Consider the following 11,988-nt stretch of genomic DNA (forward strand, 5'->3'; position numbering starts at 1 on the left):
TTCGCATCCCTTGTTGGCGGAAAGGCAAGGTCAGAGGGAGCGTGTCTTGGCCCTGAAAAATCAGATCGAAGCGATCCTCTACTTAAAAGGGCAGCCCCTGGAGCTATCCGCCCTGGCCCAGTTGGCCCATTGCAGTCGCGACGAAGCCTACGATGCGCTGCTGGAATTAATGGAAGACTATGCCCATCGCGATTCTGCCCTGGAAGTCCTACAGGTGGGGGAAGGGTTTGCCCTGCAGTTGCGGGAGCCGTTTTTGGAGCTGGCCAACCGGCTCTTGCCCCCTGAAATTGGGGTGGGTGCTACCCGTACCCTGGCTACAATCATTCTGCGTGGCCCGCTCTCGCAAGCCGATTTGGTGGAGTTGCGCGGTCAAGGTGCTTATCAGCACGTGGCAGAGCTGGTAGAAAAAGGCTTCGTTACCCGCTATCGCAAAGAAGGCTGCCGTTCCCCTTGGTTGCGCGTGACGGATAAATTTCATCGCTACTTCACAGTAGATGAGCTGGCCAAAAAAGCAGCAGAGGCGGCTTCTTTCCCCGAAGAATAAACTTTCCCCAACTGCAAAATGAGGGATCCCTAACTCCCCTCTCCCAAAGGGAAAGTGTCTCAATCTGGCTTGAAATAAAAAAGGATCCCCTGGTCGGGGATCCAAATCGAGGGGAGCACAGCTTCGGCAGAGAAGGGATCAGCCGAAAGTAGGTTCGATTGCTGAGACTTCTACTTGTTGGGCTGAGGGGTGACCCGCAAATAAGGCTTAATTTCCTGATAGCCTTTCGGGAACTTTTCTTTCAGCAATTCCGGATCTTTCAACGAAGGCGGGATGATAACATCGTCACCGTCTTTCCAGTCGGCGGGAGTGACAACGTTATACTTATCCGTCAGCTGTAGGGCATCGATCACCCGCAGGAGCTCGTCGAAGTTGCGGCCTGTGCTGGCCGGGTAGGTAAGAATGAGGCGGATCTTCTTGTTGGGATCGATGATGAACACCGAGCGCACCGTCAGGGGCAGCCCTTCTTGGTTGATGTTGGTTTGATCCAACATGTCGTAGAGCTGAGAAACCTTGCGGTCTGCATCTGCCAAAATGGGATAGGTCAAAGTGGCGTTCTGGGTTTCCTCGATGTCCTTTACCCAGCCGACGTGGGAGTCCACATCGTCCACACTGAGGGCGATCACCTTCACACCCCGCTTTTCAAATTCGGGCATCAGCTTGGCAACGGTGCCCAGCTCCGTGGTGCAGACCGGCGTGTAGTCGGCGGGGTGAGAGAACAACACCACCCAGCTATCCCCGGCCCAAGAGTAGAAATCGATTTCGCCGTGGGTAGACTTTTGCGTGAAATTGGGAGCAGTATCGCCAAGTCGGAGAGACATACGCTCTTGATCCTCCGTAAAAGGGTTCAATCCGGTGAGACAGGGATCCGAATCCTTCGATCCGATCCCTCCCGATCTTGCCACATAACTCCACTTTTCCGAGCGGATTGCAGGTGATTTTAAGATTCTTGCTGGCGGGAGGGAGTGCTCCTCCTCTTCCCTGACGCCTTGCGCCCAGGCAGAACGTAAACAATTGCTGCGCGGATCTTAACGTTCCTTAAGTTCTTTGCTGCAGCGGTAGCCCCCTAGAAGTATGCTAGGTAAAACTAGATCCTCTGACGTAAGGTAGGCCATGGAAGAATTGAGGCAAGACGCAGAAACCGTTACACCTTGCAGCTTAGCCACCCTGTGGGCGCAAAAATATGTAGACAAGCTACGGGCACAGGCTGCCTTGGGCGAGCTGCCAGGCGCCCCTCTAGCTGACAAGGTGAAGGGATCTTTGCGCTTTGCCAGCTCCCAGGCCTGGGCGAAGACGGAGCGGCTCTTGGCTGCTGAAATACCGAGGCAGCGGCTGGATCCGGACTTGATTGATCCCTGGCAAATTGCCGAGGATTCCCAGGAGTTATTTGAAAAGGCAGCAGCAAGTTGTGGGGAGGGCCTCTCACCAGCCCGCTTTTCGGTAAAGATCGCGCCATCTTGTGGCCAGCTGCGGGCTCGCTACAGCAAGCCGGATCCGCGGGTACTTGGCTTTTTAAGCATGCAATTTCACTACACGGGGCAAATGGTCCTGCAGGCTCTGCTGCCCCAGGAGCGGGGTCTCTTCCACCCCTACCTGAAGGTCATGGATGACCACCTGTACATGCCTTTGCAGAGGATGTACGAGGCCGCTGCCGCCCAGGCAGGCGATCACTTTTCTGCGCCTTTGGCTGCTATTCAAGAGCTCTTGCCCCTGGTTACCAGCGTGGCAGAGTCCATTTGTGCCGAGGTAGCCCAACGTTTTCCGGACTATCACTGCGAAAGCGGTCCCTTGACAGATCTGAACGTGCGGATTTCCAGCATCCGCGATGTGGAGATGTTTCAGGTGTACTTGGGCCTCTGTGCCCTAGAAGGCAGCATGGCGGCTATCCAGCAGGAGCTGTTTCCCCTCTGTGTGATGCTCTACCCCCCTTTGAAAGTGAGCTGGGAGCTGGTACGGCAGATGCTCAAGCTCTTGGATAAGGTTCTGAGGTCTGATCTCAGCCAGGCCAGCTATGCCGTCCTGCTGCCCTACCTCCAGGCAGTGCAGGGTATGTTCTCGCTGGAGGTTTTTCCTGAAAATGACCCCATCTGGAGCCATTATCCCGATGTGATGCGCTTTATGGAGACGGCGCAGAATCTGTTGCAAGAATTGCTGGCTCAAAAAGCTTAAAGGCCAGTTAACGCCACCATTCCTATTCCCGCTCGCGACCTCCCAGTTACGCAAGGAAGGGAACATTGGCAGTTGCTGCTCAGCCTGCCTGCAGCTTGGGATCCACCAGCTCGGCCACGAATTGGTGCAGGATGGGGACATAGCGCTCTCCGGCCACCTGCAGCAAGTTGTTGTGATCGGCTCCCTCGATGGGCACCAAGCGTTTGGGATCCCGTGCTGCTTGGTAAAGGGCTTCAGCATGCCAGAAGGGGATTAGACGATCCTGGGTACCGTGCAAAATTAGCAGCGGGCAATTGATCTTGGCCATGCGGCTGAGGTTGTCGAAGCGATCGAAAGGTAGCAGCGGGATGCGCGTCAAGACGCGGAAGGCAGTCACGAAAGTAGATTCCAGGATCAGGCCGCCCACTGGTTTTTGCGCTGCCAGGTAAACCGAGGGCCCGCCCCCTACTGATCTTCCATAGACCAAGATCCGCTCCGGCGGGATCCCCTGGGCAACCAGGTGAGCGTAAGCGGCCTCGATATCTTTGTAAGCGCCGGCCTCGGAAGGGATCCCTTCGCTGGTGCCGTAACCGCGGTAGTCGTAGGCCAAGACGGCAAACCCAGCCTGCTGCAGGTGCACCAAGCGGGGCAGGATATCCCCCAAGTCTTCAGCGTTGCCATGGCTATAGAGGAGGGTATAAGCAGCAGCCGGATTGGGCAGATATACCGCTGAAATCTGCAGCCCATCAGAGGTCGTGAGCTTGAGAATGGCGTCCCCATCTCGATAGCTGGCGGGACGAGGCAAAAAGATCATTCGCTCCGATTGAAACCAGCCCAGCCAGAGCAGGTAGCCGTACACCACCAGCCCGACCAGCAGCAAGGATCGCCCCACGCGCAGCCATGGGAAGGATCCCCAAACTAGTTGTAGGAGATCTCGGTGGGGCATTGACAGGAAGGCATCGACAAGTAAGTTAAGCTCAATTTGCAGCACTTGCCCAAGGTTCTGCGCTGCTTACAGGCAACCCCTTTCCCATAAGGGAAGAGGGGAGCAGGAAAACTGCATCCTTCAGGGCTCCGCTTGAGAGAAAAAGCATTTCCAGGCACAAACCCCAATCCAGTTGACAAGGGTGTGGGCGACAATGGTGACCAACAGGTTTCCCGACAGCCACAAGCCGATCCCCATGAGGATGCCGACCCCACCGGCCCAGACGGCATAAGGCCAGCCTTGCCATCCCAACCAATGCAAGGCGCCAAACAAGAGGCCACTCAGCAGGATCCCGCCTGTCCACCCCAAGGGGCTGGCCACCAGCAGGGACATCAACACGCCGCGAAACAGCCATTCCTCGCTCCAGCCCGGCAGCAGGCCCACCCAAAGGATATCTCCCCACTGCAAGGGATCCGCCACCCAGTGTAAGTAGGCAGTGGCTGCCCGACGATAGGCTGGCCAGAGCCGGTAAACCCCGCCGCTAAGCAGAGCCACCCCCAGTCCCAGCCCTGCCCCCCACGCCAAGGCTAGGGGATCCCAGCGAAACGGCACAGGGAAGGAGGATCCCAGCCCGATCCAGAGACCCACAATGAGAGCCGAAAACAGGGTGGTGATGCCCATTCCATTCAAGATCTGTTCGCGTGTGCAGGGCTGAATCTGGGAAGTCATGGAGGGGATCCCTAGGCTTCGAACTCCGGAGGGTTAACAGCAGCTGCTGTTTTTATCATCGTTTATCTCAGCGGTCCTAGGTTCACGGCAGGTTGACAGCAGCTACAGAGCGTCCCTCAAAACTGCCTCAGCTTGTAAGCCAGCATGGATATGAGCCTTGAGTGTGACCAAAGGGACTCAATCGCCCCCTTGCTCTGTCTTCTGAGCCTCTGTGTAGCGCTTGATAACCTCTCCGGAAACTTGCCCCGCTGTACCCGCGTAGTAGCTTGGGTTCTACAAATAACCACCCCAGAGCCTCTTTTTGAGTTCAGAATGTCTCCCAAAGAGAGCAGGAGCCGTGGAACTTTTAATACCTTGGCAACGACCGCCGGAGCCGCCTTGGGAGAAGCAGAAAGAAAAACGTGATTCAAGGCTTAGAGTAGAGAAGGGCTTCCAAGCTTTTACCCTCAGCCCGGCTATACCCCAAATACCCACACCCGAGATGGGTGCAAAGTGCTCCGCACCACGGACGCGACCGAGCGGCGCATTCACCAAGCCATTCAAAACGCGCAGGCTCGCTTCGACAGCGACAAGTTCGCCGACAAATTTGCCCAGCAACTGCGGGGAGAGCCGGGGAACTGAAGAAAAGCGAGCAGGAATGGCTCAGTCGCCTGGGAGCCTTGGGCAACCCAACCAACGGCGGATCTACTGCTGGCCAATTCAAATCTGCGGTGGGATTGTTTTCTGGAGAGTTGCCGCTACCATTACACTTTGAGCGTTGCCACCGGAAACTCCCCGGCGGGAAAAGAAAAGGGGGCTGCGTCCAAAGTGGGGGATTAAGGTCATGTTCCAGCGTATTGCTCTCGGCTTTGCTGCATTGGGATTGCTTCTGGCCATACCCGTCCTTCCCAGCCACGGGTTTGGAGAGCCCCGGGTCGTTCCCGATACCCCGTTCTACTTCGACAACCACCGCTTCGATCGCTACCCAGATGCGGTTGTGGTGCGGGTGGTCAACGGCGACACCCTAGTGGTGCAAATCGAAGGGGAACAGAAGATGCGCCTAATCCGGTTGGCCGGGATCGAGGGTCTCAGCCCGGAAGAAAACCCCTATTACCAACAAGCCATTGAACTGATGCGGGAGCGCATCCTCTACCGCACCGTCAAGCTGGAAGGGGATAAGTTGCTGCGCAACGTAGATGCTACGGGCTTGGTGGAGGCCTATGTCTGGTTAGAAGGCCATCAGATGAACGCCATGTTGGTGCGCAATGGCCTGGCCCGCATCATCCCCTACAGCCACAACATCAAGTACGACAGCTACTACGGTGGCCTACAAGAAAAAGCCCAGCAGGAGCGCCTTGGCATTTGGAGCCGTCTCTGAGTTGGCTTTATACTGAACTTCAGCTAGAAATCGCAGGAGCCCCGCACTGTACCCGTAGGGTCAGTGTCGGGAGGAATGCGGAAGTTATGATAGAACCATGACCCAAGTCCTGACCGTCTCCTGCAAACTCAAGGTGTCCCAGTCGCAAGCCGCCAAATTGGACGCGACAATGGACGCCTTTGTGCAGGCGTTGAACTGGGTCAACCAAAACACACCAGAAAAAGTAGTCAACGCAGTCAAACTCCAATCCCTTTGCTATTACCAGATTCGCGCTCGGTTTGGCTTGTCCAGTAATCTGGCCCAGCAGGTCTGCAGACGGGTGGCAGGCGCTCGCAAAGTGGCGAGACAGCGCAACCGTCCAGTTAAAGAGTTCAAACGTAGGTTCGTTACCTACGATGCCCGTATCTTCTCGTTTCGCGAGAAAGACTGGACAGTGTCGCTTGCCACGGTTGATGGAAGAGAACACTTTGAGCTAGCCATTGGCAACTACCAGAGGGGAATGCTGGCTGGCTCTAACCCCAAATCGGCCACCCTAGTCCAGCGGAAGGACGGCTCCTACTCCATCCAGATTTGTGTCGAGGCAGAGCCCCCCAAGCAACAGAACACCGACAAGGTGATTGGTGTTGACCTGGGACGGCGAGACATTGCACATACCTCCGAAGGAGACAACTGGAATGGACAGCAGCTGAACAAAGTCCGAGGTCACTACTGTCGGTTAAGAGCGTCTCTTCAGCGCAAGGCCAGTAAGGGCACCCGCAGTTGCAGGCGGCGATGCCGTCAACTGCTGCAACGGCTGTCTGGCAAAGAGAGACGCTTTCAAGCTTGGGTGAACCACAGTATCGCTAAGCGCATCGTTAAAGCAGCTCAATCTCTTTCTGCCTGCATTGCCATTGAGGACTTGAGCGGCATTCGAGAACGCACCAATCAACACCCCCGCAGTCGTGAGGAGCGGCGGCGTAGCAATAGCTGGGCGTTCTACCAGCTGCGGCGGTTTATCGAATACAAGGCTGTGAGGGCGGGTGTCAAAGTGGTAGCTGTCCCTGCGGCCTATACCTCGCAGATCTGCCACAAGTGCCTGCATATTTATCCCGACTCCGCTCAATCCTATCGCAAGGGTAAGCAGTTCAAATGCGGGCACTGCGGTTGGGAAGGGGATGCGGATTTTAACGGTGCGAAGGTGATTGCGCTTTTGGGGGCTGCCGTAAACCAGCCTAGAGGTTCGGGCCTGTTTTGTTCTCTGGTGGAGCAGAGCAGGCTCAGGGCTACTGAAAGCCCGCTCCGTACCGCTTTAGCGGTCGGAGTCGGGTAGTTTACTTCTTTAATCTTCAAGGGAGCAGAGAGGAAAGAGCTTCTCCCTTCTCTCCCGTTACTTCCTCTAGTTTATGCCTAGCCTGCCTTGACGGTTGAACCCACTCCAGCCCCCAGGGATCCCAATCGCTGGGTGAGGCGGCTGCCTCTGGTGACCGGCCTTTTGGGCAGCGTCCTTTTGGTTATTAATCGACTGGCCTTTACGCCGGAATTGCTTACCAGCCAGTCCCGTTCAGATGCCTTGGGGATCCTCCTCAGCGCCGTTTTGATCCTGACCGGCCTGCTGTGGCAGCAGGTTCAGCCTCTTCCACCCCAAACGGCCCCCCTGCAGGGGATCCCCGGCTGTGATTGGCATCCCGATCTTTCCGAAAGCGAGAAACTGGAGCTGGCTTGGGCCTCCCATACCCTGCTCAGCACCACTGCCGCCCGCACCGTGGTGATCTGGGTGGGTGGGCGAACCCTCCTGCAACGGGGGATCCTAGCCACCCCCGGCCAGATGCCCTCCATTCAGCCCAAGAGCGTTTTACAGCGGGTCTTGCAGACGGGGCGGCCCGTGTATTTGGTGGATCTCAAGCTGTTCCCGGCCCGCGCCGAGTTCGATGGCCTGTTGCCTCCCGGATCCCAGGCCGTGCTGTGCCAGCCCATCGGCCAGCGAGGGTGCTTGATTTTGGGGAGCGATACCCCACGCAGCTTCAGCCGGCAGGAGCAAACCTGGATTGCCGCCATTGCCGACAAGCTAGCAGCCACCCTACTCCCCTCTCCCCCTGGGAGAGGGGCTGGGGGGTGAGGGCTAGGCGGCGCTCTCCAAGCTCACCTGGAACACTTCGCTGAAGGCTTTTTCCACCTTGTAGCCGGAGTCGATGGTTTCCAAGGGATCCTTGCGCAGGCGGTGACGCAAACACAGGCTGATCACCCGACGGATATCGGCGACGGTGACCTCACTGCGCCCCTCTAGAGCTGCCAGGGCTTTGGCAGCCCGGTTGGTTACAATGTCTCCGCGCAGCCCATCCACCTCCAAAGCCGCACATACTCCGGAGATCTTCAAGCGCAAATCGGGATCCACTGCCACGTTGGGCAAAAGATGTTGGGCTTTTTCGATGCGCTCCCGCAGGCGCTGCTGGGAATCGGCATACTTGGCCAAAAAAGCCTGGGGATCGGCGTCGAACTGGCTGCGCTCCTCCACGATCCGCACCCGCAGGGCGGCATCTCGCACCGTTTCGATCTGGACAAACATGCCAAAGCGATCCAGCAGTTGAGGCCGCAATTCCCCCTCTTCCGGGTTGCCGGATCCCACCAGCACAAACCGAGCCGGATGACGAATGGAAATGCCCTCCCGTTCCACGGTGTTCCAGCCTGAGGCCGCCGCATCCAGCAACACATCCACCAAGTGGTCATCCAGCAAGTTGACTTCATCCACGTAAAGGATGCCTCGATTGGCCTTGGCCAACAGCCCCGGCTCAAAAGCCTTCACCCCCTGAGCTAAGGCCCGCTCAATGTCGAGAGTGCCACACACTCGGTCTTCTGTTGCCCCCAAGGGCAGATCCACCATCGGCACCTGGATCCAAGTGCTTTCCAGCGTTTCTCCCGCCTGCAGGCGCTCCCACACTTGATCGCTCATCAAGTCCCGCTGCCGCGGGTGGCTGTTGAAGGGATCCCCTTTCACCACCTCGATCTGGGGCAGCAGGTCGGCCAAAGCGCGAATGGTGGTGGACTTGCCCGTGCCGCGATCCCCCATGATCAGCACCCCGCCAATGCGCGGGTCGATCACGTTGAGGAGCAAGGCCAATTTCATCTCCTCTTGGCCGACGATGGCCGTAAACGGGAAAACCGGGCGACGTTCCAAATGCATAGGGGCAATAACCAACAATTCATCCCCATTATCCCAGAGGCCACTCCCTTCTGGGTGTCAGATAGGCTGGAAAGGGACTGGAACTGGAACCTAAAGACCAGTTTTCGGTCAAATGGAAAAGCAAGCTCAGTTGTCAGCGTGGACGACGCCCTGGGCTTTCACAGAGAGGAGCAGATAGGATCGAAGCCCGCGGGGTTCATCAGAGTGTTGAACCGGCGTGGGGCCGAAAGCTCACAAAAACTCTAGGCAACCTGAGCAACAGTTGGCGGGTGGGGAGACATCAGCGGTGTCAGGCAAAGCAAGTCGGAGACGGTGGACGGCATTTCCAATCCAAAGCGTGGTCCAAAAAGGGCTGGTGGGTTTGATCTGGGTTTGCACTTGGATCCCTGTGCTCAGTGTCTCTCTGGCCGTGGCTCAAACCCCCACCACCTCTGTGGTGTTGAGCGATGAGCAGGTAACAATGTACGCCCGTATCGTCTTGGAGATGGAGCCCCACCGGCAAGAGGCCCAAAAGCGCTCCCAAGCCACAAACGACCCAGCCAGCAAAGATCAAATCCGGCGAGAATTCATCCGCACCGCGACCGAGATCATCACTCGCCACGGTATGACTGTGCCCGACTACAACCGCATTACACTCTTGATCCGCTCCGAAGAGGGCAAAGCTTTGCAACAGCGCATTGAGGCCGAAATTCTCCGCCTGCAAAGCGAGGATCCCCGACCGCCAGTCCGATAAAAGTAAACTACCCGACACCCGCGCTACGCGCAGAGTGCGGGCTTTATCCCAATCCCCAGCGGCCCCAGGGGGCAGCTAAGTTTCGGAATTTCAGGCGAGTTTACAGTCGCCCCAAGAAGAGAGATCACTTGAGCAGCGTTATAGTCAGCATCCCCTTCCCACCCGCAGTGTCCACACTTGAACGACTTACCATTGCGGTAGGACTTACCCCGCTCAGGGTGGATGTGCAGGCATTTATGGCAGGTCTGGCTGGTGTAGGCAGGCGGCACCAGCACCACAGGCACTCCAGCAATGGCAGCCTTGTAGGCTACAAACATCCTGAGCTGGTAGAACGCCCAGTTGTTAGTCCTGCGCCGCTCAGTCTTGCTCCGAGGCTTCTGATTCAAGCAATCTCTGATGCCTGTCAAGTCTTCAAAAGCCAGTGCCGCACCAATAGCCTGGGCATCTCTGACCAAGGTTTTGCTGATGTTGTGGTTCAGCCATGTCTGGTAGCGCCGTTCTCTCCCAGAGAGCCTTCTCAACAGCCTCCTAGAGCTGCGAGTGCGTTTGGATTGAACCTTGGCGCGTACACGGCTGAACCGGTCACGGACGGCCTGGATGTGTTCTCCACTCCAAGAGCGTCCATTGCTAGCGGTGGCGATATCCCGCCTGCCCAAGTCAACTCCGATTACCTTTGGAGTTTTGCCAGTCGGGGGAGTGTCCAGCTCAACAGCGATGTTGATGTAGTAGTCCCCTTGCTTGGTCTTGGACAGGGTTGCACTTGTTGGCTCCTGGCCTCGCAGAAGCGCTATCTGGTAACCACCGATCTTGAGCTTGAGCCAAACCCGTCCGCTCATCAGGGTCACGCCCACGGCCTGGTCGGACTCTCGGTACTTAAAAGTACGCGCGTCCAAAGTCAGACTGGTGGGGCGGAACTTGTGGACTTGCTTCACCGCCTTGGCATTGCTAATCACCCGACGGAGCGCCTGACAGACGTGGTTGGCTTTCAGCCCCGTTGCTGCCCTTACCGGCCGATAGACCAAGTGGTGCAGCTTGGCGGTGTTCCAGCAGTTCTTTTGTTTGGCGGTGTCGAGAATCTGGTTGCAAGCATTCGCAAAGCCCTGCAAAGTGCGGTCAATTTCTTGACGCAACTCTACAGGGACTATCAGCTTGCAACGTACAGAGATAGTCTGGCTCATGGGCTTATTGTAGTTTATCCAGACTTTTGACCAGCAAACCTATATGGAGGAGGGCTTTCCTCCCGACACCAAGCCTGCGGCTATGGTGCGGGCCTCCAGCCCGAAAATTTGGTGACTGGGGCCGGAGAATGAAGATAGGCTGGAAGCGAACGTTGGTGTTCATCCAGGCGAGCGGGGGAAAAAGATGAACGAGCCCATGTCGCCGTCAGTACGGGCGGCTATCGAGCGGATGAAGTCTCGCTTGCGCATGACTCGTCGCTTTGGGTTTTGGTTCCAGGCAATCTTGGGGGCGACGGCGCTGCTGCTGTGGTTTGGCTTTTTAATCGGCCAAAATACCGTCTATCGAGATGACTCGCTGGGGGCTGTCATCGCCTTCTGGTTCACCTTGTTTACATTGCTCACCCTGGCAGCCGGTCTATTTTTCAACTGGCGCTACTTGCTCCACGCGGAGCGCCGCTCAGCTTCTGCTGATGCCCTAAGCCAATTGGATTTGCCCAAGCAGTTGCAGTTGGTCACCTATGTCAGCCTCATTGGGGCCTTCCTTGCTTTGATTGGTATGGAAGCCCAAGTGGGCGAGCTGTTGGCGCGCATGTTTTCCCGCACCCAGGCCAACCAGGTGACAGGAGTGCTGCTGCTGGCCGCCAACATCAACGTGACGTTTGCCCACTTTGTCTGCTTGGCAGGGGTTCTCTGGATTACCGGTGTCCTCGACCGCGAACCCTAGCGCCGGATCCCTGGCCCACCTTTGGGAGTCATGTGGACAGTGGCGAGACGGCTTGTTGTTTTTATAGTCGTTTACAGTCGTTCCAGTTCAGGGCAAGACACCTGAGCTACTGTTCGCGCTAGCGGGACGGAGTCCTTGAAAGGCCTTCTGGCACGGTGCATTTAACGTTTTAGGCGTGGGTGCAGTGTCCTAGTTTGAATCGAAATGACCATAAATGGGCAAAGCAAAGAGCCCCCAACTTGGGAGATAAGCTGGGGGAAGCCCTTTAGGTTTGCTTGAGTTTTCTCCAGACCACCCAGGCCTTTGAGACCTTTGCGACCTCAGTAAAAGCAATGGCTTTACTTAAAGCCCACTGCCGCTTGCCAGACAAAAGCCAGCAGGAAAAACAGAACAGGGATGATCGGCAAAATGTCGATCAGCGGGTCAAACAATTCATAGCCTTCCGGCAAACTGGCCAGGAGCACCATCGCTGACATAGCAACAAACCTCAGGG

The 11,988-nt window shown here is 56.8% G+C and carries 14 protein-coding genes; 8 read left to right on the plus strand and 6 right to left on the minus strand.

The window, feature by feature from the left end:
* Positions 1–46 precede the first annotated feature (46 nt).
* Positions 47–544, plus strand: a complete 498-nt coding sequence (gene scpB, locus ACVWYY_RS01675) for an SMC-Scp complex subunit ScpB (RefSeq protein ID WP_457439397.1) — start codon at positions 47–49, stop codon at positions 542–544.
* 170 nt (positions 545–714) lie between these two features.
* Here the strand turns inward: scpB and ACVWYY_RS01680 are convergent, their stop codons facing one another.
* Positions 715–1,365, minus strand: coding sequence for a peroxiredoxin (locus tag ACVWYY_RS01680; protein ID WP_457439399.1), 651 nt, complete (start codon positions 1,363–1,365; stop codon positions 715–717).
* 292 nt (positions 1,366–1,657) lie between these two features.
* Between ACVWYY_RS01680 and ACVWYY_RS01685 the strand changes: the two genes are divergently transcribed.
* Positions 1,658–2,713: a hypothetical protein gene (locus ACVWYY_RS01685; protein WP_457439401.1), complete on the plus strand. Its 1,056-nt coding sequence runs from the start codon at positions 1,658–1,660 to the stop codon at positions 2,711–2,713.
* A gap of 79 nt (positions 2,714–2,792) precedes the next feature.
* On the opposite strand, the gene ACVWYY_RS01690 is transcribed toward ACVWYY_RS01685, so the two are convergent.
* Entirely contained in the window at positions 2,793–3,638 is an 846-nt protein-coding gene (locus ACVWYY_RS01690) for an alpha/beta hydrolase (RefSeq protein WP_457439403.1), read from the minus strand.
* Between the two features lie 120 nt (positions 3,639–3,758).
* Positions 3,759–4,346 (minus strand): CPBP family intramembrane glutamic endopeptidase, encoded by a 588-nt coding sequence (locus ACVWYY_RS01695; RefSeq protein ID WP_457439405.1) that lies wholly within the window; start codon positions 4,344–4,346, stop codon positions 3,759–3,761.
* A gap of 492 nt (positions 4,347–4,838) precedes the next feature.
* Here ACVWYY_RS01695 and ACVWYY_RS01700 point away from each other — a divergent pair, with 492 nt between their 5' ends.
* From ACVWYY_RS01700 to ACVWYY_RS01715, 4 genes are all read left to right on the plus strand, one after another.
* Positions 4,839–4,967, plus strand: a complete 129-nt coding sequence (locus ACVWYY_RS01700; protein WP_414328685.1) for a hypothetical protein — start codon at positions 4,839–4,841, stop codon at positions 4,965–4,967.
* A 202-nt stretch (positions 4,968–5,169) separates the two neighbouring features.
* Positions 5,170–5,703 carry a thermonuclease family protein gene (locus ACVWYY_RS01705; RefSeq protein ID WP_457439407.1) on the plus strand — a complete coding sequence of 178 codons (534 nt, stop codon included), beginning with the start codon at positions 5,170–5,172 and terminating at the stop codon, positions 5,701–5,703.
* Between the two features lie 97 nt (positions 5,704–5,800).
* On the plus strand, positions 5,801–7,012 hold the full coding sequence (locus ACVWYY_RS01710; protein ID WP_457439409.1) for an RNA-guided endonuclease InsQ/TnpB family protein: 1,212 nt from the start codon (positions 5,801–5,803) through the stop codon (positions 7,010–7,012).
* 87 nt (positions 7,013–7,099) lie between these two features.
* Complete coding sequence (locus ACVWYY_RS01715) at positions 7,100–7,798, plus strand: cofactor assembly of complex C subunit B (RefSeq protein ID WP_457439411.1); 699 nt, start codon at positions 7,100–7,102, stop codon at positions 7,796–7,798.
* A gap of 3 nt (positions 7,799–7,801) precedes the next feature.
* On the opposite strand, the gene bchI is transcribed toward ACVWYY_RS01715, so the two are convergent.
* Positions 7,802–8,860, minus strand: a complete 1,059-nt coding sequence (gene bchI, locus ACVWYY_RS01720) for a magnesium chelatase ATPase subunit I (protein WP_011431779.1) — start codon at positions 8,858–8,860, stop codon at positions 7,802–7,804.
* A 388-nt stretch (positions 8,861–9,248) separates the two neighbouring features.
* On the opposite strand from bchI, the gene ACVWYY_RS01725 reads away from it, so the two are divergent.
* Positions 9,249–9,593, plus strand: a complete 345-nt coding sequence (locus tag ACVWYY_RS01725) for a DUF4168 domain-containing protein (RefSeq protein ID WP_457402782.1) — start codon at positions 9,249–9,251, stop codon at positions 9,591–9,593.
* A gap of 23 nt (positions 9,594–9,616) precedes the next feature.
* Here ACVWYY_RS01725 and ACVWYY_RS01730 read toward each other — a convergent pair whose 3' ends face one another.
* Positions 9,617–10,771 carry an RNA-guided endonuclease InsQ/TnpB family protein gene (locus ACVWYY_RS01730; protein ID WP_457402784.1) on the minus strand — a complete coding sequence of 385 codons (1,155 nt, stop codon included), beginning with the start codon at positions 10,769–10,771 and terminating at the stop codon, positions 9,617–9,619.
* A gap of 184 nt (positions 10,772–10,955) precedes the next feature.
* Between ACVWYY_RS01730 and ACVWYY_RS01735 the strand changes: the two genes are divergently transcribed.
* Positions 10,956–11,495, plus strand: coding sequence for a DUF3611 family protein (locus ACVWYY_RS01735; RefSeq protein WP_414332564.1), 540 nt, complete (start codon positions 10,956–10,958; stop codon positions 11,493–11,495).
* A gap of 338 nt (positions 11,496–11,833) precedes the next feature.
* Here the strand turns inward: ACVWYY_RS01735 and ACVWYY_RS01740 are convergent, their stop codons facing one another.
* Positions 11,834–11,971 carry a photosystem II reaction center protein K gene (locus ACVWYY_RS01740; RefSeq protein ID WP_414332566.1) on the minus strand — a complete coding sequence of 46 codons (138 nt, stop codon included), beginning with the start codon at positions 11,969–11,971 and terminating at the stop codon, positions 11,834–11,836.
* Positions 11,972–11,988: the final 17 nt, after the last annotated feature.

It is taken from the genome of Thermostichus sp. MS-CIW-34 (genome assembly GCF_054060435.1).